20 protein-coding genes and 1 tRNA gene are annotated in these 21,757 nt (G+C 70.6%); 2 read left to right on the forward strand and 19 right to left on the reverse strand.

Annotated elements, in window-relative coordinates; all coding sequences use genetic code 11:
* Positions 1 to 123 precede the first annotated feature (123 nt).
* Positions 124 to 1,329, forward strand: a complete 1,206-nt coding sequence (locus GT354_RS49530) for a damage-control phosphatase ARMT1 family protein (protein ID WP_346012526.1) — start codon at positions 124 to 126, stop codon at positions 1,327 to 1,329.
* A gap of 510 nt (positions 1,330 to 1,839) precedes the next feature.
* Here GT354_RS49530 and GT354_RS49535 read toward each other — a convergent pair.
* A tRNA-Lys gene (locus GT354_RS49535) sits at positions 1,840 to 1,912 on the reverse strand.
* A 459-nt stretch (positions 1,913 to 2,371) separates the two neighbouring features.
* Between GT354_RS49535 and GT354_RS49540 the strand changes: the two genes are divergently transcribed.
* The gene (locus tag GT354_RS49540; RefSeq protein WP_161364779.1) at positions 2,372 to 2,938 is read left to right on the forward strand and encodes an A24 family peptidase; all 567 of its coding nucleotides are present in this window, start codon (positions 2,372 to 2,374) and stop codon (positions 2,936 to 2,938) included.
* 383 nt (positions 2,939 to 3,321) lie between these two features.
* On the opposite strand, the gene GT354_RS49545 is transcribed toward GT354_RS49540, so the two are convergent.
* The 18 genes from GT354_RS49545 to GT354_RS49630 all read right to left on the reverse strand — a co-directional run bounded on the left by GT354_RS49545 (position 3,322) and on the right by GT354_RS49630 (position 21,677).
* Positions 3,322 to 3,843 carry a hypothetical protein gene (locus GT354_RS49545; RefSeq protein ID WP_161364781.1) on the reverse strand — a complete coding sequence of 174 codons (522 nt, stop codon included), beginning with the start codon at positions 3,841 to 3,843 and terminating at the stop codon, positions 3,322 to 3,324.
* Between the two features lie 85 nt (positions 3,844 to 3,928).
* The gene (locus tag GT354_RS49550; protein ID WP_161364783.1) at positions 3,929 to 4,921 is read right to left on the reverse strand and encodes a hypothetical protein; all 993 of its coding nucleotides are present in this window, start codon (positions 4,919 to 4,921) and stop codon (positions 3,929 to 3,931) included.
* Positions 4,918 to 6,051 (reverse strand): DnaB-like helicase N-terminal domain-containing protein, encoded by a 1,134-nt coding sequence (locus GT354_RS49555; RefSeq protein WP_161364785.1) that lies wholly within the window; start codon positions 6,049 to 6,051, stop codon positions 4,918 to 4,920. Before GT354_RS49555 ends, GT354_RS49550 begins: the two co-directional genes overlap by 4 nt.
* Entirely contained in the window at positions 6,048 to 6,623 is a 576-nt protein-coding gene (locus GT354_RS49560) for a hypothetical protein (RefSeq protein WP_161364787.1), read from the reverse strand. The genes GT354_RS49555 and GT354_RS49560 overlap by 4 nt, the downstream gene beginning before the upstream one ends.
* A gap of 385 nt (positions 6,624 to 7,008) precedes the next feature.
* Positions 7,009 to 7,758: a hypothetical protein gene (locus GT354_RS49565; protein WP_161364789.1), complete on the reverse strand. Its 750-nt coding sequence runs from the start codon at positions 7,756 to 7,758 to the stop codon at positions 7,009 to 7,011.
* Complete coding sequence (locus tag GT354_RS49570; protein WP_161364791.1) at positions 7,755 to 7,940, reverse strand: hypothetical protein; 186 nt, start codon at positions 7,938 to 7,940, stop codon at positions 7,755 to 7,757. The genes GT354_RS49565 and GT354_RS49570 overlap by 4 nt, the downstream gene beginning before the upstream one ends.
* A gap of 261 nt (positions 7,941 to 8,201) precedes the next feature.
* Positions 8,202 to 9,320 carry a DNA cytosine methyltransferase gene (locus tag GT354_RS49575; protein WP_346012525.1) on the reverse strand — a complete coding sequence of 373 codons (1,119 nt, stop codon included), beginning with the start codon at positions 9,318 to 9,320 and terminating at the stop codon, positions 8,202 to 8,204.
* Positions 9,317 to 10,240, reverse strand: a complete 924-nt coding sequence (locus GT354_RS49580) for a hypothetical protein (RefSeq protein ID WP_237536226.1) — start codon at positions 10,238 to 10,240, stop codon at positions 9,317 to 9,319. Before GT354_RS49580 ends, GT354_RS49575 begins: the two co-directional genes overlap by 4 nt.
* Positions 10,237 to 11,961 carry a TraM recognition domain-containing protein gene (locus tag GT354_RS49585; protein WP_161364805.1) on the reverse strand — a complete coding sequence of 575 codons (1,725 nt, stop codon included), beginning with the start codon at positions 11,959 to 11,961 and terminating at the stop codon, positions 10,237 to 10,239. The genes GT354_RS49580 and GT354_RS49585 overlap by 4 nt, the downstream gene beginning before the upstream one ends.
* A 178-nt stretch (positions 11,962 to 12,139) precedes the next feature.
* On the reverse strand, positions 12,140 to 13,351 hold the full coding sequence (locus GT354_RS49590) for a hypothetical protein (RefSeq protein WP_161364795.1): 1,212 nt from the start codon (positions 13,349 to 13,351) through the stop codon (positions 12,140 to 12,142).
* Positions 13,352 to 13,375: 24 nt separating this feature from the next.
* On the reverse strand, positions 13,376 to 14,311 hold the full coding sequence (locus GT354_RS49595; RefSeq protein ID WP_161364797.1) for a hypothetical protein: 936 nt from the start codon (positions 14,309 to 14,311) through the stop codon (positions 13,376 to 13,378).
* A 42-nt stretch (positions 14,312 to 14,353) separates the two neighbouring features.
* Entirely contained in the window at positions 14,354 to 15,298 is a 945-nt protein-coding gene (locus GT354_RS49600) for a hypothetical protein (RefSeq protein ID WP_161364799.1), read from the reverse strand.
* 54 nt (positions 15,299 to 15,352) lie between these two features.
* Positions 15,353 to 16,234: a hypothetical protein gene (locus tag GT354_RS49605; RefSeq protein WP_161364801.1), complete on the reverse strand. Its 882-nt coding sequence runs from the start codon at positions 16,232 to 16,234 to the stop codon at positions 15,353 to 15,355.
* 43 nt (positions 16,235 to 16,277) lie between these two features.
* Positions 16,278 to 17,564 carry a hypothetical protein gene (locus GT354_RS49610; protein ID WP_161360383.1) on the reverse strand — a complete coding sequence of 429 codons (1,287 nt, stop codon included), beginning with the start codon at positions 17,562 to 17,564 and terminating at the stop codon, positions 16,278 to 16,280.
* A gap of 23 nt (positions 17,565 to 17,587) precedes the next feature.
* Positions 17,588 to 18,049 carry a hypothetical protein gene (locus GT354_RS49615; protein ID WP_161360382.1) on the reverse strand — a complete coding sequence of 154 codons (462 nt, stop codon included), beginning with the start codon at positions 18,047 to 18,049 and terminating at the stop codon, positions 17,588 to 17,590.
* Positions 18,049 to 18,537, reverse strand: coding sequence for a hypothetical protein (locus GT354_RS49620; protein WP_346012321.1), 489 nt, complete (start codon positions 18,535 to 18,537; stop codon positions 18,049 to 18,051). Before GT354_RS49620 ends, GT354_RS49615 begins: the two co-directional genes overlap by 1 nt.
* A gap of 204 nt (positions 18,538 to 18,741) precedes the next feature.
* The gene (locus GT354_RS49625) at positions 18,742 to 20,541 is read right to left on the reverse strand and encodes a hypothetical protein (RefSeq protein ID WP_161360380.1); all 1,800 of its coding nucleotides are present in this window, start codon (positions 20,539 to 20,541) and stop codon (positions 18,742 to 18,744) included.
* Entirely contained in the window at positions 20,538 to 21,677 is a 1,140-nt protein-coding gene (locus GT354_RS49630; protein WP_161360392.1) for an AAA family ATPase, read from the reverse strand. Before GT354_RS49630 ends, GT354_RS49625 begins: the two co-directional genes overlap by 4 nt.
* Positions 21,678 to 21,757 lie beyond the last annotated feature (80 nt).

A 21,757-nucleotide genomic window follows, 5' to 3' on the forward strand; every position in this document is an offset into this window, starting at 1 on the left:
GGCCGGGTGGGGTGGGTCGGGGCGGGTCGGGCGCTTGCCGGCAGCGCAGCCGGCCCGACGCACTGCGGCCGAGCCACGGCAGGCTCGCCGTCGACCAAGCTGACGCCGGTCCACCGCCGAGTCCTGGTGGCCACCGAAACAAGGAGAAGGACGAGCCTGAACGTGTCCACTGCACCCACGGTCCTCAGTGATACCCCCGGCTCCTTCGCCTGGGGCGTCTTTCACGAGCGGCACCCGAAGCTCATCCGACAGGTGCTCGACGCCCTGCCGTACGGACCGACCGAGCGGGCAGCGGTCGACGAACTCCTGTCCGAGAGCATCGGCGGCGTGCTGGAGCCGCTCAGCGAGAGCGCCCACGATCACGAACAGTGGCTGGTGTGGGGCGAGGGCTTGTTCGGACGGCCATGGGGCGAGGCGCCGTTCCTGTGGGCCGAGAGCTACTTCTACCGCAGGCTGCTCGAAGCCACCGGCTACTTCCGGCCCGGGCCCTGGCAAGGCATCGACCCGTTCGCCCCGTTCAAGAACGCCGAGTTGGCCGGCCCCGCCGTCGACGACGAACTGACGGCTCTCGACGACCTGCCTTCCCTGTCCGCCGACAAACGAGCCGAGGCGCTGCTCTCCTCAGCCCTGTGGGGCAATCGGGCAGACCTCGGTTTCCGCATCACCGCCTCGGCCGGACACACCCAAACCCCCGCCCTGCTCGCGGACGACAGCCCACTCCTGTGGTCCACGCTCGCCGCAGCGACCACCGCGAGGGTCTGCGTCATCGCGGACAACGCCGGCCGGGAACTGCTGCCCGACCTCGTCCTGGTCGACCATCTCCTCACGAGCGGATCGGCCGCCGAGGTCGTCCTGTACGTCAAGCCCTCCCCCTATTACGTATCGGACGCGACCACCGCCGACGTACTCGCCACCGTTGACCGCCTCCGCTCGGCCCCAGGGCAGGAGGCCGGACTGATCGGCCGACGCCTCTGGCAGGCGATGAACGGCGGCACCCTGGCGGTCCGCACCCACCCGTTCCTCTGCGCACCGCTGCCGTTCCACGACATGCCCGCCGACCTCACGGCAGAGCTCTCCCGTGCCACGCTGACGATCAGCAAGGGCGACCTCAACTACCGCCGCCTCGTCGGGGACCAACTCTGGGACCCCACAACCCCATTCGCCGACCGCGCCGCCCACTTCCCATCCCCGGTCGCCGCCCTGCGCACGTTGAAGTCGGACGTCATCGTCGGCCTCGACGCACCCGTGGTCACCGCACTGAACACCACAGACGAACCCTGGCGCACCAGCGGCAAGTACGGCCTCATCCAAACCCACACCGGAACGTAGTACCTCCCCAAGCCCTAGCCGACACCACAGAACCCCAACAGCAGCCACCCCCACCCCCGATCCCGAACACCAACCCACCAACCCCTCCGGCCCACCAACCAAGTCACTGCCGACCGAGTCCCCCACAAACCAGGTCGCCGACCCCGAGGTGATGCCCCGACTCACGCAGGCAGCCCCGGACAGAGGTCCAAAACTGTGAAGAAAACCGCAGCCCGCAGTGTTCGTGCCGGCCAGAAGCCCAAATCCGACCCTGACGCAAGTGGACCGTCAGCGGACCGAACCCTGAACCCGCGGATCAACAAGCTGGACACCGTTGGTAGTACCGGGGGCTGGGGCGGGTAGCGGTGCGCAGTTCCGTCCGACCGCGTCCCGCTGACACCGCCCGCAATGCGAAGCGCGAGCACCTCCGCTCACGCAAGCGGCCCCGGACCAGAGGTCCAGGGCCGTGAAGAAGACCGCTGTTCGCGGTATTCATGCTGGTCAGAAGCCTAAAGTGGGCCCTGACGCGAGTGGGCCGTCAGGGGATCGAACCCTGAACCCGCGGATTAAAAGTCCGCTGCTCTGCCAATTGAGCTAACGGCCCGGTTGGGCGCCGGCGGCGAACCGCGTTTTGCCCACCGGCAGCGTACCGGTAACCGATCGAACCTGCTGCGAGTATCCCCGGACACGCCGTGACCTGCGGGAACGTGGATGCGGGCATGTGAGGTCGGCACGTAGTCACGAGCATCTGAAATACGCATACCAGACATCGCGAGGTGCCCTTCTGGGCTCGCGGTCGTTGTGGCCGGAGCGCGGAAATCCGCGTCAGGGGTCCAAAATCCGCGTGAGTCGAACTCATCCGTGGGTGTCCGCGCTCACCTACGCGCTCACATGGACCGCATCGCCGTGTCCGCAGTGGCGGCAATTTCATGACTGTCCGTGTTCGCAAATCAGCTTCACCGGAGAAGTTGGAACTCCTCGGAGGCTCATGGCCTCCGATCCATGACTCCGTCGGATGCCCTCCGGCATGGGCGAGGCGTGCCTTCTGGAAGGATGCCGTGCCGTGCGCATATCCCCGATACCTCTCGATGGGGACACCGTCGGCGTGCTACGCCGTGATTGGCAGGCGATCGCGGTTGCGTCCGCCATCACCGGTGCGGCCGTGGCGTGGCGGGTCGGCCTGCACGCGGTGTTGCCGGCCTTCCTCGCGTTCACGCTGCTTGCTGTTGTGCTTGTGGTGTGCGATCTACGGCTCCTGCGGCTACCGGATGCGCTGACTCTCCCGGCCTATCCGTTGCTCGTGGCGCCGTTCGCGGTTCCGCTCGACTGGTCCGCGACCGCGCGTGCGTTGACGGCGATGGCCGCGATGTTCACGGGCCACGTCCTGATCGCTCTGCTCGCTGGGGGAATCGGCCTCGGCGACGCCAAAGCGGCGGGCTTGATCGGGCTGGCGCTGGGCTGGTCGTCGTGGACCGCGCTGGCACAGGGGGAGGCTGTCGCGTACCTCTGTGCCGGCGCGTACGCGGTCGTGCTGGTGGTGAGCAGACGCGCCTCGCGCGAAAGCGTCGTGCCGTTCGGGCCCTTCTTGTTAGGCGCGACGGCACTCGTCATGATTGCCAAGGGCGTCTGACCGCCGGCAGTTCGTCTGCGCCGGGTCGGCGCTTGGAGAGCCGGTCGAGGTGTGGGGCGGTCACCCGTGCGAATGGGCACCCCGGGTTTCCGGTCGGGGCGTCCGGGGTGCGCGTTACTCCTCGTCGGTCAACCCGAAGCGCTGGAAACGGCGATCACCCGCCCGGGCGACCCACACCGCACCACTTCCGCGCGGCGGACGATGTGTCGAAACACGTGCGACGGTCGGTGTCGCAGGCAGTTCACACGGAGGGCGCTGGGCCTCGCGCCGTTGTACACGCCTTGCGAGGGGTCCGCTCTGTTGTGGTCGATCACGTTCACGCGGTACGCCGCCGGGCGGCCACGCTGGCCCTGGTGCCGGTGGCGCCTCGGGCAAGGGGTGGGCTAAGGGGTGGGCAAGGGCACAGATGTAGCGGCGGTGGATCGCTGGCAGGCAGCGGCACCGTACGTGGCTCCGGTGGGGGTGAGGATCGTGTCGGGTACCGGCTTGATGCTCTCCACGCGTACGGACGGGTAGGGGTGGCTGTATTCCTCGGTGCCGCGGCGCAGGGCATGGGCGGTGTCGCTCAGGATCGTGGCGACCTGGTGGAGGCGGTAGTCGATGTGGGTGTGCCACTCGGCGCGTTGTTGGTTGCCGGCGGACCTGGGGAGGTCGGGGCGTTCGTCGACGTCGGCGGTGTCGTGGATGGCCGACGCGAGTTGGGCCAGGGCGCGGCTGGTGTCCGCGGCTGCGGCGGTGAGGACGGCGGTGGTGCGGCGGGAGAGGGGCGAGGCGTCGGCGGTGTCGGCGCTCGCGACGATCTCGTCGCCGAACTCGGAGGCGAGTGAGGCCAGCACGCTGTGTGCGGAAGCGAGCCTGGCGACGGGCGCGAATGTGGAGTCGCCGCCGTGGGTGAGCCTGGTCACGGTTAGGTGGTGGCGCACCTGGTCGAGGGCTGCGGCCAGGTGCAGGTGGTCGCGCAGGTAGGAGTGGGGGTACTCCGCGGGGGGGTCACATGTTCCTCCGAAAGGCGTTGTGACCGGCGGCCCTTGGTGTGGTGGATGGGGTCGGCGCCGTTGGAGTGGCGGCCGGGGCGGTCGTGCGCGAGCGGGCCGTGTCTGCGGTGGAGGGCCGGGTCGGCGCGCTGGTCTTGGGGGCGACAATGGGAGCATCGCCCGGCTTCGGGGGGCGGGCGCGCGCGTGGTCGCCGGATCGCGGATCCTCGGCCGGAGCGGGTTCGCCACAATCAGGTGTCCAGCCGAGGGTGCGCAACGTGCTGTCCAAGGTGGCGTGGTCGCGCATGCTGCGGCGGATGATGTCTGCGGGGATGTGTGTCAGGCGTCCCCAGTCCTCCAGGCCCATGCGGCGGCCGAAGGCGGAGTGGGGCGTGCCGTCGCCCAGTCTCGCGCGGTTCTCGGGTTCCTCGGTGATGGCCTGCTCGGGGTCCCAGCCTGCGGCGAGCCGCTTGCGCAAGGTGGTCGTGGTGCAGCCCGCGCGCGCGTCGACTCCCCACCGGTACAACGCCTTTGTCTCGCCGAATGCGGTGAGCGGGAGGGCGAAATGGGGTCCGTCCGGCCCCTTTTCGAGGGCTTCGGTGAACGATAGGCCGGATTGGGTGATGCGGTTGTAGAGCGTGTGGTACTTGATGCCGCTCTGCTCCGCCCAGCCGTGCAGAGTCAACGTCCGGTCGTTGTGTGTGAACTCCAATGCCGGTTTCTCGTGCTTGGCGCGGGTGATCGCGGTCTCGGGCTCCCATCCCAGGGCGAGGCGGGTTCGAAGGGCGTCGCGTTTGACCGAGCAGCGGGTGTCGGTGGCCCATTCGGCCAGCGTCTTGCTCTCCCCGAACGCGAGGATGTCGCCGCGAGACCGTGTCCAGTCGTAGCGGTCCATCCGGGTGTCCCGGGGCCATTTGGGGCGCTTTCCCTGTGTGGTCGAGGGCTCCGGTTCTCGCGTGGGAAGGCTGTCTTCGGCGGTGGTGGGGCCCAGGGGTGGGATGTCGGTCAAGGTCGCCTTCCGCTGCGGGGTCCGTGAGCGGCAGTTGGGTTGGTGGGGTCGGGGCCGGTCGTGGGCCATGTGGCGACGCCGGTGCACCAGGGTGTGGCGGTGGTGGTGGGCGGCGTGTGCGTGAAGGGCGCCTTGGTCGCTGTGATGGCGTTGTGTCGGCGGGCGAGGGCGTCGTCGAGCGGGGTCAGGGCGGTGCGTGCGGCGGTGACGAGTCGGGATGTCGAAAGCGTGGGGTCGCCGGCGTGGGTGCCGACGGCGGCGGCTGCGGAGGCGGCCGTGCGCAGGACGTACGCGCGCAGGACGCGTCGGGCCCGGTAGTCGACGTCGGCGGGCATTCCCGAGGTTGCGATGTGTGCGACGAGTTCGGGGGTGAGGCCGCCGTCGCCGGCGGCGAAGGCTCCTTGGTGTTGGGCCTCCCAGGCCAGCGTCAGCGAGTCCACGGGTTCGCCTCGGAGAACCAATGCGTGCACGCAGCGGTAGAGGGTGGCGTGTGCCGTGTCGGCGAAGTCCGCGGGGGTCAACCAGCGGCTGAGGGCGCTCATCGGTGCGGGGTCGAGGATCAGCGCTCCGATCAGGGCCTGTTCGTCGTCCAGGTTGCCCGGCAGCGGTGGTTCGGGGTTCAACTCGGGCGTCGGCACGGCGGGCGTCGACGTCGCGGTGTCGTGGTCGGGTCGGCGGCGGTGGAGGTCGTCCAGGACGCGGTGGAGGTGACGGTGGTGGGTGAGGGTGTCGGCGAGGCCGTCGCGGGCGTGGTCGGCGGCGGCGACCTGGCCGAGTCGCACGGCGTGTTCGCGGACGAGGCGGTGGTCGGCGGCCTCGACGATCATCCGCGCGTATACGAGCGCGTGGCGGGGGCGGGGGCAGGCGGCCATGAGGGTGTGGGCGTACACCGGGGTGATGCCGGCCGCGTGGGCGCCCGCGTCGCGCACGAGCGCCATGGTGCGGTCCGCCATCGTCAGTCCCGGGTCCGGCGGGCGATCGAGCAGGGCGCGGTAGAGGGCGGCGTGCGCGGGCCGATACATGTGGTGGGGTCGCAGGTGCGGGCGGACGGAGTCGATGCGGGAGGGTTCGAGCAGGAGCGCGCCCAGCAGGGCCTGTTCCGCGAGGACGAAGGGCTGCGTTCCGGTCACCTTCCCCGTCGCGGGCCCGTGTCGCCGGCCTGCGGCGTCGGCCGGGTTGTGGCTGCGGGCGTGGGTGGCGCCTGCGCGCCGGCCGGGCTCACGGTGGTCGCCGCGCCCGTGATCGGGTGCCGGGTTGCCGGGGGTGTCGCCGGGCCGGTGGAGGCGGAGCGCATAGTCTCGGTGAGGCTCGACGCCGTCCGGGTGGCAGCAGCCAACTGGTCCGTCAGGAGGGCGAGACCGGAGAGGAAATCGGTCCCGTCGTGCTTGTGCATGCGTTCGGCCCAGTGATGGAGAACGTCGGTGATGTCGCGTAGCGCCCCGAGCATCTCGCCGCGACCGAGGACGATCTCCGCGACGATCAGGGCGCCTTCGCGCGGGGACGACTTCACGCGCAACGCCTGGTCGAGCAGGAGGTGCGTGGCATCCCGGGCCGGGTGGTCCTCGGCGACGACGAGGTCGTCCGCGACGTCCACGCGGAACCTGCTCGCGGTGAGCATCCGGACCGCCTCGGCGACGCCGTGGCGCTCCGGGACGCGGTTTCCCAGCACGAACTCGACGTGAGTGGTGTGCTCGTCGCGCACGAAGCCGGCTCGTTCCAGGAGGTCACGGGCAAAGAGGTCGAGCCCGCAGTTTGAGACTCGGACCGTGGGCGGCAGGTCTTGCCGCGTGCTTGAGGGGTTCGGGTCGCGCCGGAACCTGAGCGGTGCTCCGTAAGCCCAGGGCGGGTCGAATTCCATGGGGATCTCCGGTGATTGTGCGAGCAGGGTGGGTGCGGCGGGTCCGGCGTGACTGGCGTTCCTGCGTCGTGGGTCACGACGGCCTCGGCAGCCGGTGATGGTGAGCATGCGTGGGGCGCGGGCAGTGATCCCCTTTGATCAGGAATCTGGCCGAGGTCGCGTTCCTCGTGGTGCGGGCGGGAGGGTCCGGGCGGGGTGTGCGGTGTACTGCCTGGGCTGCGTTTGTTCTTCAGCGCACGGGGCGGGCTGGCGGTGGCGGTGGGCTGCTGGGCGGCGGTGTCGGCGCGGTCGGCGCTTTGAGGTCGACCCAGCTGGTCGTGCGTGTCGTTGCCCCTCGGGTCACCATGTGGTGCGGGCGGGGCGCAGGCGCTTCGCCCGGGTCGCGGTTGATGATGTCGGCGGCTAGGTTGAAGAGTTCCGCGGCGTAACCCAGGCGGTCGCTGTACGTGCCGTCTCCGAGGACCTGCGCGGCCCATCGGCCGAGGGCGTTGGTGAAGAGTGCGGCTTGCTGGAGGGCGGCGTTGATCTCCGCGGTGATGTCCGCCGTCTCGTCGGCGTTGAAGGAGAAGCCGAGTTGCTCGGTGAGGTCGGTGATGCGACGCTCCGCCTGACCGATGTCGTGGTCAGTCCAGGGGCGAGTGAGCAGGGAGGAATGGATGTCGACGTCGCAGCCGGCGACGCTCAGGACGCCGAGGGCAGTGCTGGCGATGCGAGCCCGCTGATGACCGTCGGCTCCGTAGGGGGTGCGCCATACCTGGGAGTAGCTGCCGAGGGCGGCGGGTCGGAACCCGGACCGGCGCAGGACCAGTTCGACGAGATCGTCTGCGCCCACGGCGTGGGCCACGCCCAGAAGCGGGTCGTCGCGCATGACGACGGACAAGTGGTGGAAGTCGTCCGTGACGTGGAAGGACATCCTGTTCTGCGCGTACATGCGCGCGCTGATGTCCTGGCAAGCCTGGTGGACCCGGTCCGGGTTCACCAGGAACGGCTTGCCGTCCTCTCCGAGAAGTCGGCGTGCGGCAGCGCGGGCTCGTCGAGGTGGTTGATGACCCAGCCGATGTCGGGGCTGTCGGACGCGTGGACGTGGACGAGGGTCAGCGGCGCCCACGGATTGGCGTCCAGCGCTTCACCGGCGCTTCCGGTTGTGATGTCGGCGAACACGAAACTCCTCTTCGATGGTTGCGATGGCCTCGGCGCACGGTCGGCGTGCGCGCGGGACCGGGGGTTTGGCGTGGTGGTAGTTGTGGCCGTGGGCGCAGCCGATGTCGCCGGGCTGCGCGGAACCGGGCGGAGGTTTGGACGCCGGTGGCATCGTCGAGTCGCGCTCCGGCTACGTGTCCAAAGCACGGTCACGGCAGTGCCGGCGCGCGACGCCGCATGGCGGTATTCCGTTCGTCCACAGGCTGTGGATGGAGGCGGGCATCACGCGGCGAGGTCGAGATCCTCGCGCACCGTGGGCACGTGCGGGGCGAGAAGGTGTCGTGCCAGAGCGGGGGGTACGGCGTTGCCGATCTGCTCGAACACGCGGGAGCGTCCGCCCTGCCAGGGGTAGTCGGCGGGGAACGTCTGCAGCACACCGGCCTGCGCGATGGTGAGTCGCAGGTCGGGGCTGCGCGGCGCGATCGAGGCCACCCGATGGAGGCCGCCGTGGTCGGCGGCCTCCCACCGGGATTCGTTGGCTCGATGTCCGAAGAAGAGAGTGGGCGCGGGTTCGTCAAGGCGTCGAATGGCCGCGTGTGCCTGAGAGTTGCTGCGCAACACCCAGCTTCGCGAGGTCCCGGTCAGCGCCCACGACGGGCGTTCGACGCCGAACTCGTTGCCGCCGTTGCCGCGCCGTCGTCCGCGGGTGTTGACGGTGGCGTCGGTGTCCCAGCCCAGGGCCTGGGCCATGGACACCCAGCGATCCCTGCCCGGGCCGAACAGGGACGGGGGCTGTGCTGCGGCGGCGTGGGTGGGCTCCGGAGGTATGGCGGACCGGGTCCGGGAGGCGATCAGGATCGCCCTCCGTCGCGTCTGCGGGATGCCGTAGTCGGCCGCGTTGACGAGCCCGACCCACACCGAGAATCCCCACCCGCGCAGGATCTGCGCGTACTGCTTCCACAGGGCGAGCACGTCCGGGACCTCTTCCATGACGACCCATCCGGGTCTACCGGCGTGGGTGTGCAGGGCATGGAGGTAGCGCATCGGCTCGGCGGCGAGCAGGGACCGCTCGTCCTGACATGCCGTCAGCAGGCGCTGCCTGCTGTCGATCCCGCGTGAGAGGTCGTCGACCGCCTGGTGCACGAGACCTTGATCGAGCAAGCCCAGCCGTTTGCCCGCCGTACTCCACGCCTGGCACGGGGGGCTGGCGATCAATCCGCTCACGTGGTCGAGGAACGGGCCGACGGGGTGGGCCGCGATGTCCGCGCGCAGCGTGGCGTGACCGGCGGCGAGTCGGGTCGCGCACGCGGCCTCGTCCCACTCGATGCCCACGTCGAACGCGCCGAGTTCGCGCAGTCCCTGCGCCCATCCTCCGGGGCCAGCGAACAGGTCGAGGATCACGCGGCCTCCCCGAAATCCTCGCGGATAGGGGAGCCGGAGCGGCAGGCCCACGGCGAGCAGCCGTCCGCGTCGCCGGACTCGAGTTCGGCGTCGGCGACTGCGTCGAACACATCGCCTTGGCGCGCCCGCCATTCGTGGCTGGTCACGCGGTCGATCGGGGCGATGGACAACGGCAGCAGGCTGCGATGCAGATACGCTTCACCGAGCAGCGGCTTGCCTTCGGCGTTGGCTCTGGCATTGCCCGCGCGGATCGCGGCATCGAATTCGACGACGTCGAGCCACTCGTCCGGCGAATCGTCCCGGAGAGCCCTCCACTGATGGTTTCCGTGGTACGGACAACCCAGGCAACTGGATTTCGGTGTATCGCCGAATCCCCTGGCTCGCAGGAGACGCTGGCAATCGGCGCGCGTGTATCCCAGGTCGAGCAGAGGGTGAACACTGCGCATGTAGTTGATACCGCTGGCCTTGGCACGGTGGATCTCGTCGACCGAAATTCCGATCCACTGCTCCACGAATACACTGCGGGGAACCGGCATCGGATGCGGAAACCCCAGAAGCTCCCTGACCTGGCGTTTGATAGGCTTCAGCTTGTATTCCGACGTGCATTGACGCCTCGTCAGCCCGGCATTTCCGTCGGGGTTGCGAATGTGCAGTGGCATCGAGGCGAACCGGTGGTGGGGATCGAGCGCATCGGTTCTGATGTTTCCGGAGGAGACACGCAGGATGGGAATTCCCGCCGGTTTCGCGATCTCTCGTTCGATGCGATCCAGATGGGAATACACGGTTTTCGGCTCCCAGCCGGTATCACTGAAGATCGCATAGTCGAGGCGGGGCAGATGGCCTTCGGCCGCCAACAGGAGGCACGTGGTGCTCTGGACTCCGGCGCCGAGGCTGAGAATGCGCAGGGCGGGGGTGCTCATGCGGTCTGCCCGAAGTCGTCGCGGACGGTGGAGAGCTTGGCCAGGGCGCGTTCGGTGATCGCGGCCGTCGCGCGGGCGGAGGCGGCGCCGAGTTCCTTCGCGGCGGGTTCCTTGTACCAGGGCTTGAGGTCCAGCAGGGCGGGGCGGATGCCGGTCGCGAACATCAGGGCCTGGCCCTTGGGGAGCGCCCTGACCGCGTCGGCGGCCAGAATGCGCTCCTGGCGCATCGACGTCGATGTGGATTTCCCCGACTCGGAGGACGAATACGACACGGTCTTGACGTCGTGGTCGCCGATCAACCTGGAGAGTTTGTCGGCGAAGTCGGCGTCGTCGATTCCGCTACCGATGACCTTGATGGTGGCGGCGCTCCACAGCGCGTCCATCCCGGCCTCGCCCCACACGCGAACGCCCTGGCGGTAGGACTGGAGAATGCAGATGGGGATGACCCCGCGACTGCCCAGGTGGCTGTACAGATCGGGGAGGTCGCTGATCTTGCAGACGTTGGCCGCCTCGTCGAGGATCGCCAGGCACGGGGCGTCCAGGCGCCCGCCGGAGCGTTCGGCCTGGATGACGGATGAGCGCATGACGGCGTCGGCCGCGGCGGCGATCAACGCGGATGCGCTGCCGCCACCGTCCTTGGACAGCAGGAACAAGGTGTCGCGGCTGTTCGCGAAGTCGGCGGGCTTGAACTCCGGCAGGTCCTCGTGCGGGGTCACCCACGCGGCGATCTCGGGGTCCAGCAGGCACGCGGCGTACTGGCGCGCGGTCTCGTAGATGCCGTCCCGGGTCTCGACGGCGCCGGAGACGGTGCCCTGCAGTTGGGCGGCGACGGCGTCGAGTCCGGCGTCCTGAAGGGTGTCGACCGGAGTGCGGTCGGCGGGGCTGGCCAGCCATGCCAGGACGTCGGTGATGGGCCGCCCGTCGCGGGCGGCGGCCAGGAACAGAGCGCACAGGGTGTTCTGCGCGGCGGTGGACCAGAAGTCGCCTTGTGAGGACTCGTCGACGCTGGCGCTGACGAAGTGGCCGGCGAGCCGCCGAGCGCCGGCCAGGTCGCGGGCGTCCGCGAGGATGTCCCACCACATCTCGCGTTCGGCGTGCGCGATCTGCTGGGGGTCCATCGTCCACACGGTGCCGACGTTCGCGCGGGCGTCCAGGGTGGCGGTGTACGCGTCGCCGGCGGCCTTGTTGGAGGTCAGCAGTACGGGGCCGGGAGCGCGGAGCATCGCGGGGATGGCCAACCCGGAGGTCTTGCCGCTGCGCGGAGCCATGATCGCAAGGATCACGTCCTCCCAACTGGAGCGGACTTCGCGGCGCGACGGCGCGAGCGTTCCGAGGAGGACACCGCGGTCGTCGTCCGGAATGTCCTTGGGTACGACGTCTTTCAGGCTCGGCCGCAGGGACTGGGCCTTGACGGTGATCTCGGGGTCCATGAGCGAGGAGAGTTCACGGCGGGTGGCGAGGCCGTCGGTGGGCTTCCTAAAGCGGGAGTGGATCTTCAGGCCCAGGACGCCGGCGACGGCGAGCACCACGGCGGGGAGCACGTAACAGGTGGTGATCAGCACGGCGTGCGGCAGATGCGGCCAGACGGCGGCTGGTCCCGTGATCGCCGTCACGGGCTCGTACGGGGCCCAAGGGCCCTCGACGATAACCGAGTTGGCGAGGTTCCCGAACAGCCAGCCAGAGCTCCCGGCGGTGAACGCCAGAGCGGTGGCACCGCCCATGAGATACAGGAGGGCGTCGATGCCGGGGGTGGAGGACGGGGCGGAGGCGCGTGGGGACGACAAGGGAAGGGCTCCTTGCGGGCAGGGGGACTCGCCGAGGGGTGGAGGGTGATCGGGGTGGCCGGTGCCTCGACGGCGAAGGGGTTTCGCGGGAGGCGGCGTCGGCCGGGCTGTGGGGTCAGCGGCTGCGGCGCGAGTCGCCGACGGTCGGCGGCGTTGTGGGTGAGGCGGGAGTTGCCGTCACGACAGCGGTGTGGGCCCTGGTCGCCGTGGTTGCCGTGGCGGCTCGGGTTCTGCCGATGTCTTCGGCGTGTGATCCGCCCGCGCGCATGCTCTGGGCGACGGTGCCCAGTTGCTGCACGTCGCGGAACAGGTTCTCGGCACTGGCGTGGATGCGGTTCGCCAGAGCGGGGTCGCCGAGCTGGTATCGACACCAGGAGGCCAGTCGGTCGGTGGTGACCCACAGTTCGGCAAATGCGCCGCGTTGGGGGTCGTAGAGCCGGTCGGCGATCGCGGCCCCGTCTTCGGCGGTGGCGCAGGAGTCGAGGAGGTCGCCGAGGTTCGCGATCGCCTCGCCCGGGCGAGGGATCGGCCCGGGGGTTTCGGCGTGGACGGCCAAGGCCGGGTCGACGGTGACGGTGTATCCGACGGCCGTGAGCATGGCGCTCGCGCGGTCGGCGAGGCGGGTGCGTTCGGCCTGATCGGCTCCGTAGGGGGTGCGCCAGAACCCGTCGGGGTTGTTCCGGAACCCGTCGGGGGTGTCTGCGTACCTGTGTTGCCAGCCGGCACGGGTCAGGAGTTGCCCGGCGAGTGCGTCGCCGCCGTATGCGTGTGCCGCCCCGTTGTCCCGGTCGCGCATCACCACAGTCGACGCCCGCGGGTGGCGGGCGAATTCGTCCTGCCCGGGCGGGAGGAAGCGGTCCTGCTCGGTGATGTCCTCGGCGAGGACGCGGCAGGCGTCGTTCAGGCCGGCTCGGTCCATGGTGAAGGGGCGTCCGTCGTCGCCGACGGTGGCGGCCAGCAGGTGCACGGTGCGGCGGGCATAGTCGTGCACGGCCGCCCAGCGCACGATGGTGTCGCCGTCGGCGCCGACGAAACCGGCGGCTGTCGCGAGGTGGCGTGCGACCTCCCGCCATTCCGTGTGCACGAGTTCGGGCGGACCGTATGGTTGCGCCACCGTCACGTGCCACGCGGTCCGGCCGCCGGCGGGGCTCGTTTTCTGGTGTTGCCGTCGAAGGGCGGGCTCGTGGAGGAGGTGGACCAGGTCGACCAGGCGCGCCCCGTCCGAGCCGGTGTGGTCGTGGAGGACGTCGACGTAGTCGAGGTCGGCGGCGGCGAGGTCGAGCATGTCGTGGGCGCTTTCGCGGTGTCGAACGTGGTTGATGAACATGGCGGCTCCGCGTCAGGTCGTGGGTTATCGGCTGCGGCGCATGGCGCCCGACGAAGGTGTTCCGGTCCGCAGGGACGTGGCCGCGGCCGGTCGCGGGCGATGGAACGGGGAGGGCGCAGGTGCGGCCGGCTGCGAAGCGGTGGCCGGACGGTGCCGTCCGGCCGCCTTGGCGGCGCGCGAGAGCCCCGCGTCTAGGCGCACGTCGTAGCCGAGGGCGTTGAGTTCCTTCGCAGACGTGAGGGCGCATGTGGTCAGGCCGTCCGTGTCGGTGCCGTAGCGGGTGCGCATCCATCCGTCGTCGAACGCGGTGCGCTGGAGTTCGAATCCGTTGCCGAGCAGGATCGCGCGGGCGAGAACGTCACCGCCTTCGGCCGTGACCACACGGCTCGTGTGGGAGCGCAGGACCACCGTGGCCGCCCCCTCGATGGTGTCTGCGGACGAGACCAGCGGGCTGCGGTCGAACGCGTCCTGGGCATTGAGTTCGCCGGTGATGGCCCGAACTTCGTCGAACACGCGCTGGTTGGTGGCGGGGAGAGGGGGCCTGCTGCCGTTGCGGCGGGCCGTGGTGGCGAGCAAATGCAGGTCCTCCGAGCTGCGGTTGCGCACGGCGATCCACGGACAGCCGGGGCTTGTGGCGGGCTCGTCGAAACCGGCGGCGGTCAGGACGCGCCGCGCCACGAAGGTCCACTCGGCGTCGGCGAGTCGGCGACTCCCGGGATTCTGTTCGAGGACGCAGTGCCATACGGGGGCATCGACGCGGGCACCGATGAGGGACGAGCGCGCCGACAGTTGCACGTCGAGGTCTTTCGCGAAGGTGAGCGGATCGTCCGTGTCGGTCCGAGGACGGCCGGTGTTCGCGTGGACCAGGGTCGGTCGCGGCGAGAGCGGCCGGAAGGCGGGCCCGTAGAGATGGTCGACCGCGTCCTGCGCGTCGGTGTGGAACCGGGTGGTGGCGTACACGTCGAAGTCCGTTCGGCAAGGAAAGGGCCGGGTTCGTGGCGGTCAGCGTTGGGGGCGCGTCGCCGCGGGGGGCGCGGTAGAGCACACCATCGGTGCAGCGACGAACCCGCTGCCGTCGGTGCCTGACTCGGGCGGGCGGGGCCCGACGGTCGTTGCCGCGTAACCACCGAAGCGCTTCGCGGCTGGGGTGTGGTCCTGGGCGAGGGAGGCCCGGTAGTCGAGGGGGACGCGGGTGTACGCCCCGGTGACGGTGTAGCCAGCGGCACGCAGGAAGGTGTCGGCGACGACGGCGATCTGCGTGTGTTCGTCACTGTCGGCGGCGTGGGGGACGCGCCAGGCGCTCCGACCGGTCGGGGAGGTCGTGTGCTCGAACCCGGCGTGCGCGAGCAGGAGGCCAGCGAGTCGGTCTGCGCCCTCGGCGGTCACCTCGAAGGGGACCCGGTCGTGGAGGTCGACGGTCATCGGCTGGGTCCGTATGGAGTGAGGGGCAGGTCGGACGCGGCCGAGTCGGCGGAGCATGTAGAGCTCACCGTCGAGGGCGTCGAACTCGTCGAGGTAGTCGTGCACGGACGGGACGAGGAGGGTGGCGTCCAAGCGCGCGGCTGCGGCCACCAGGTGCACGGCGTGGGTGGCGTGGTCGCGGAGCAGGATCCACGGGGTTGCCAGCCGCCCGAAGCCGGACTCCAGACCGGCGGAGTCCGCGACGCGGTGCGCGATGTCGGTCCACGCCCTGTCGCCGAGTACGTTGCCGACGGTGGTGTCGCCGAGGAGGAAGTGCCACGCGGGTTGCACGGGCGTGCCGGTGTGGCGTGCGTATCGTGCCGCCGGTCCGGCGATGGCGTCGGCGAGTTCGGAGTGGTCGGTGCCCAGTCCCGCGATGGGGGACGAGGTGGCCTGGTTGTGGATGACGCGTAGGCCCGAGACCGTTTGCGTGGTGTCGTGGTCGAAGAGGTCGTGAACGAAGGTGCGAACGATCTCGCCGTACACGGCGGGTGGCCTTTCGTGGCAGGTCGTCGGATGGCGCGTTCGGTCGTGGCGTGGTCAGCGCCGACGCCGGGGGGTCGCGACGGCGGGTGCGAGCGCGACGCCGGGTGCGTCGGGGGTGATGGTGTGTCGTCGGGAGCCTTGGGTGGGGTGGGTAATGCGGCTGTGTGCTTGGGCGGATCGGGTGACGCCCAGGGCCGGGTCGACGCGCACGATGTAGCCAGCGGCGGTGAGGCGGTGGCGGGTGGCGCGGGCGAGGTCGGTGATCTCGCTCGGGCCTGCGCCGAACGGGCTGTGGTACCAGGTGTCCTCGTACCGGGGGCCGGGGATCCACGCGAGGTCGCGGATGTGTGCGGCGATGTCTTTGTTGTGGGCGGCGAGGGTGACGAATCGGTCGGGGTGGGCGGCGACGAGTACGACGTCGGCTTCGCGGGGGATGTGCGGGTCGGCGTCCGCGAGCCGGGTCAGGACGTCGGCGAGTTCGCGGCACTCGGCGAGGACTCGGGAGTTGTCGACCTCGCGTGGCTCCTCGTGGAAGGCCACGAGCGAGGCGATCAGGTGCACCGTGTCGAGGTTTTCCCGAACGAGGATCCAGGGGCAGTCGCTGCTGTCCGGTCGGCCCGCGAGGCCGGCGGCCCGCAGGACGTGTGTACCGACGGCGCTCCACTCGCGGTCCGTGAGCAAATGCGAGCGGCCGTGCCGGCGAAGTGCGCAATACCAGGTCGTGTCGGTGTTCTGGAGGTCGTCGCGGTCGATGCGGTACAGGGAACCGGGTAGGTCGATTGCTCGTGCCAGGCGATCGCGTGTGTGATCGCACCAGGGGGCGGTGCCGGAGCGGTCCGCGGTGGCGGCGTCGTGGATCACTTGCATGGGGGCCGGATTGCCGCGCCGGTCGGTGAGGAGATCGAGGACGTCGCGGGTGTCGGCGATGGTGGACATGGCGGGGATCAGCAGGACGAACCTCCCGTCGGTGGTACCGGTTTCAGCGCTTGCGCGGTCGGGGTGCGGCGGTGCCCGTGGGTGTCGACGTCGCGGCGGCGGTGGTGGTGAGTGAGGTGGGTGAGGGCGCCATGCCTTGTGTGCGGGTGCGGCGGGTTGCGGTGGGCGTGGGGAGGTGAGGGCCTTCGTGGGCGGCGCCGACTTGGCGGGAGATGTCGAGGACGTTCCACCCACGCTCGTATGCGCCTTGATCGGCGAGGTGCCAGGCCAGCTCGTCGAGGCACTCTCGAACGCGCTGGACCGTGCCGTCGTGGTCCAGGAGCAGGTGGGTAAGGGTCGGGGTGTCGGTTCGGACGTCGTCGCGGAGGCGGTCGACGACGTCGGCGATGGCCGGTGCCATCCAGGGCCCCAGGTGCGAGTTCCGACCGGCCAGCAACCCGGGGTCGACGTGCACGGTGTGGCCGATCGCGGTGAGCAGGCGGGTGGCCTGTGTGCACCGTTTCTGCACGAGCCATTCCGCGCTGTCGGGCGGGAGTTGGTGTCGGTCGGGGGCGAACGCGGACTCGGCGAAACCGGCTCGTTCCAGCAGTCGTGCCGCTGTGTGATCGGCCCCGTGGGCCACGACCAGTCCGTTGTCGTCGCGAAGTTCCACTTCGGGAAGTGCGGCGTTGGGGGCGCTTCGCGTCGTGGCGGGTGTGGTCTTCGCTGGCACGTGGAACCCGCGCAGGGCGTAGAGGAGGCGGGCGGTCTCGGTCGCGGCCGTGGTCATGCCGGCGGCACGGCGGATGCGCTCGGCTTCCTTGTGGTGGCCCCGGGGGAATTGGCGTTGCCTGAGGGTGTCGAGGGTGTCGTTGACGCGGGTGAGCAGGCCGTGGCCGGGGTCGAGGAGGCAGTGGGTGAGGCTGGCCACGTCGGCGGGCCCGGGAAGGGACTGGATGCCCTCGACCGTGGCGATCAGGGCTGCCGTCGACAGGTGAGGAAGCAGGTCGTTCTCGGGCTCGAACAGGTGGCCAGCGACGGTGACGGGGTAGTCGGCCGCGGCCACTGCGGCGACGGCGCGGGCGCATTGGGCGAGGTCGTCGTGGGGGTCGCCGGAGGTCAGGGAGTATTCGCGGTCGAGTGGACCGGAGTTCGTGGTTTCGCCGAAGCCGGCGGCGAGGAGGACGTCCCGGGAGATCCCGATGCCTCCTTCGGCGATGGGTTCGCGGTCCGGGGCGCGGCGGCTGATCAGGACGGCCGGGTCGTAGGCGCTCTCGTAGTCGATGGGATGCCACTTGGTTTGGCGCAGGTGGGCGCTCGTGGGCCGGCCGTACAGGGGGTGATCGGTCATGAGGTCTCTTCCTGGGAGCGGGGCTATCGGCCGAGAGCGCGCGGCGGGATGGGTGCCTCCGTGGTCGCCGGCGTCGGCAGCGCCTGCGGGGTGAGGGTGCGGCCGAGGGCGGCGGCTTCGCGGGCGTTCCGCAGGATCGCCGTGGACAGTTCCAGCCGGGTGTCGCCGTGGTGCTCCCGCAGCCAGGCGCTGGCCAACGCCAGCGTCGGGGCATGGTGGTGGCTCATCTCGAAGAGGCGTTCGCGCCGGTCGCTGTACATCGCGACGGCCAGGAACCGGCGGTCCGCGTGGGTAGCGAGCGAGTCGTAGGCGACCAGCACGTGCCCGGGCCGGTCCCGCCGGTCGCGCACGACCGCGGAGGCGACGAGGGTCAGGTGTGGCCACCGGTCGGCGACCAGGCTCGCGGAGTCCGCCGAGGACGGTTCGACGGGGATCCAGGTGTCGCTCCCGAGGACGTCCGCGCCCTCCCACGTCGGGGATCGCATCAGAACGGGTTCTCGTGAGGACGGTCGGCGGTGGTGGCCGCGGCGACGAGTTCGGGCAGGTCCGTGGGGTCTGCGTCGCGCTGGTCGATCCACCAGCCGGCCCGGCCGATGGTGCGGGCGGCCTGCTCGATGTCCTGCCAGGCTTGTTCGTCGAGGTCGCCTTCGATGACGAGGCTCGTGTGGGCGGCGGTGACGAGCTGGTGGCGGCAGCGGGTCGCCCACTGGACGGCCTTGTCGGTGCCGGTCAGGGGCTGCATGTCGAACTGGTGGGCCCAGGTGTCGGCGGCCTCCTGCTCGGCGGCGCGGCGCCCGGCGATCCAGGTCGCGGTGTCGTCGGTGTCGGTGGTGCGGGCGGCCTGCCAACAGGCGGTGCAGTCGCGGGTGGCCAGCCACCGGGCGAATCCCGCGCGCTCGTCGGCGGCTTTGTGGGAGAGGTCCTTGTCGGCCTGGTGGCCGCAGACGTGGTCGATGGTCCAGTGGGTGGCCACCCCCGGGGAATTCCGTTTGGGCGTTACGTTCGAGGTCGGGCTGCTGGTCTGCGGCATATCGAGTGCCTTTCGTTGGCGGTTGGGGTGGTGGCTCGCGCCGTTGCGGAGGGTCGTGCATCAGATGCACGATTCATGCGGCGGACGGAGGTGGTCTGGAGAGTGCTTGGCGGTGGTCTCGGGGACGCTTCCGCCTTCTGCGACGTCTCAGCGTGTTCTGCGGATGGCGTCTGTGGCCGCCGTGGCGATGGCGACGGGAGCGCTGGAGGGCTGGGTCAGGTGCAGCAAGGTGGTCCCCGGCAAGTGGCGGGACTTTGCGGTGAGGGTGAGCTGGAGTACGGCGCAGCCGGCGGTCGTGAGCTGCTTGACGCGGGTGACGGCTTGAGCGGTTTCGTCGGGGGTATAGACGGCGTCGGTGACGATCACGAGGAGGCGGCCGGCGCCGGGGCGGCTGAGTTCGAGGCCGTGGTCGAGTGCGTCGATGGCGTCGCCGAGGTTGTGGCTGCGGCCGTTGGCTTTGACCGTCGTCACGCGCTCTGGTGCTCGGTGGGTGGGTCGGGTCAATGCGGTCAGGTGCGTGTCGTAGGCGATGGTGGCGGTAAGGGAGTCGGGGTCGGTGAGGGCTGCCGCGCGTGCCACGATCCAGGCAGCGGACGCGACGGGCGCGCAGGCGGCACTCATGGAGCCGGAGACGTCGACGGCGATACCCACACGCAGCGGTGGGGTGGGCGAGCTGCGGCGGCGGGTGTGGGTGAACGGCTGTGCGGTGGGGACCGACCCGGCCGCGCGCTGGGCGTCGCGGGCGAGGGCGGCGCGCATGTTGAGGCGGCCGGGCGGGGTGGGGCTGGTGGTCCGCTCCTCGGTCCGCTCGCGGTAGGCGGCGGCACGCAGGGCGCGGCTCAGGCGCGCGGCGGCACTCTGCTCGGTGGCGGTGGGCCTGCGGGTGCCGGTGACCGGGTTGCCGTGGGGCGCCGGTGTGCCGTCGGGGTTGACGGTGGTGCCGCCGGCGTTGAACACGCTCTTGGCGATGGTGGCGGCTTTGCGTCGCCGGCCGGCCCGCTGGGCGCGGTCCTGAGCCTGCGCCTTGGACCGCGCGGCCGTGGCGGTGGTCGCTGCGGCCTGTGCCGCGAGGTCGGCGGCGTCGGTGGCTGCCGTGCTGTCCATGACGACCCCCACGGCGCCGGACAGCAGATCGGTGAGGTTCTCCGGCACGGGCAGGGCGAGGGCCGCGGTGTCCAGGGCGTCGCACCAGTCTTGAGCGTGGGCGAGCATGGTCGTGGCGTCGTGGTCGGCGCACCGGTGGGCTGCGGTCCAGATGCGGGCGAGTGTGGCCAGCAGGTTTGCGCCCAGCACCTTTTCGCACAGATCGGCGACGGCCCGGGATTCGCCGGCGTCCAGGATGCCGACGTCACGGCGGCCGAGGACCAGGGCCGCCACGGCGGCGGCGTGCTCGATGCCCTGGAGGGTGGGCTGGGCGACGTCGGGCATGACCAGGGTTCGGGCACTGGTGCGCAGGTACGTGCGGTCCGTGGGACGCGTGCTCAGGTGTGCGCCTTCGACGCGGCTCTCCTCCAGCAGGAGCGCGGCCTCGACGACACGGGGGTTCGCTCCGGCCGGCGCCGTCCAGACGGAGTGGGCCGCGTGCGCGGCCTCGTGGACGAATACTCCCCAGGCGGCGGGATACCTCTCCTCGTCGCCCACGATCCGCGGATGGATCTCGTGGGGCTGGAGCGGGGCGAACAGCGTGGCGTCGAACTCGACCTCGCCCAGAGTGGGGAAGAACGCGGCCGGTGCGCCGCTGCGCGTGCCGGGGCGGCAGGTGACGAGGAGGTCTTGGCGGCCGGAGAGGGCGACCAGCCGATCGCCGAGTTCGGCTCCCACGCGCAGCCACGCGTCCGGGGAGGAACGGGGTTGCGCGGGCGGGGCGCCGTCGTCGTCCCATCGCGCGAGGTCGGCGTCGTCGTCCGGCGTGGTGGCCAGAGACTGGACGTGGTGGTGGGCGCTCATCGCGAGTGGCCCCGGTGTGCGGTGCCGGTGCTGCCCGGGGGCTGCCGGACGGCCGAGGCGGGAAGCTGCTTGCCGAGGGTGAGCGGGGCGACCTCCCTGACGCCGGCAACCTTGACGACGGCAGCGGCGACGGCGTCGCGATCCTCCACAGGAGCGATGCCGACCAGGTTCGCGAGCGCGGCTTTGGTGCCGAGGACGGCCTCGGTCTTCTGATAGCTGAGCAGCTCTCGCAGTTGGGGGGCCCAGCCCAGCTCACCCAGTTCGACTTGGTGGGCGAGGTGTCGGGCGACCCGGACCACCCGGGCATCGATCCTCAAGGCCAGGGCGAGGTCGTAGTCCGTGCCGATCTGGATCTGCACGCTGAACCGGCTCGCGAGTGCCTCCGTCAGAACGGCCCCGTGGACGCCGGGATTGTGGCCCGCCACCACGTAGAAGCCGGGCTCGGCCTTGACGGTCTCGCCCTTGTGGGCCTTGACCTGGATCTGTCGGCGCCCGTCCATCGCGGGATACAGCGCCGCCAGGACCTTGGGTGAGATCAAGGTGGCATCGTCGATCAGCAGGGCACGGCCCTCGGTCATCGCGGTGACCAGCGGACCGTACTGGAAGACGTAGCCTCCGCTGTCAGCCTGCGTGTACTCGCCGATCAAGTCGCCGACCGTGGTGTCGCCGTCACCGGCGACGGTGAGCAGGTCCGGGAACGCCGCCTCCACCAACGACGTCTTGCCGGTGCCCGGAGGACCGTAGAGCAGCAGCGGCACGTCGGCGTCGCGCAGGCGATTCAGAGCGTCGACGTCGGGCAGATCGGCCAGCTCCCGGGGGTGGTAGAGCTGGCCCCCCGCGCGGCGGATCGGGCCGGTCTGCCTGGGCGCTGCTGCGGGAATGGTCGTGCGGGCCGTGGCCGCCGGGGCGCGGGCAGGGTGGGTGCCCGGTGGGCTGATCACAGCGGTCTGCGCGGCTGCGGCGGTTTTCGCGTTCGCGCGGAGCTCCGGTTGTCCGGTTCCGCCTTGGTCGGCCTCGCCGCGTCGTACCAGGGTGAGGGCGGCGTTGCGGACGGCGCCGTGGGAGTGGCCCACCTGCCTGGCCATGTCCCCGATGGTGAACGTGTCCGTCGGCCGGTCGGCCAGCAGTCGGGCCACCTTGGCCCGGAGTTCGCCGCCCCTGGTGCGCGCTGGACCGGTAGGCGTTCCGGGTGTGGTCAAAACGAGGCCCCTTCATG

The sequence above is a fragment of the Streptomyces sp. SID3343 genome, assembly GCF_009865215.1.
Lineage (GTDB): Bacteria > Actinomycetota > Actinomycetes > Streptomycetales > Streptomycetaceae > Embleya.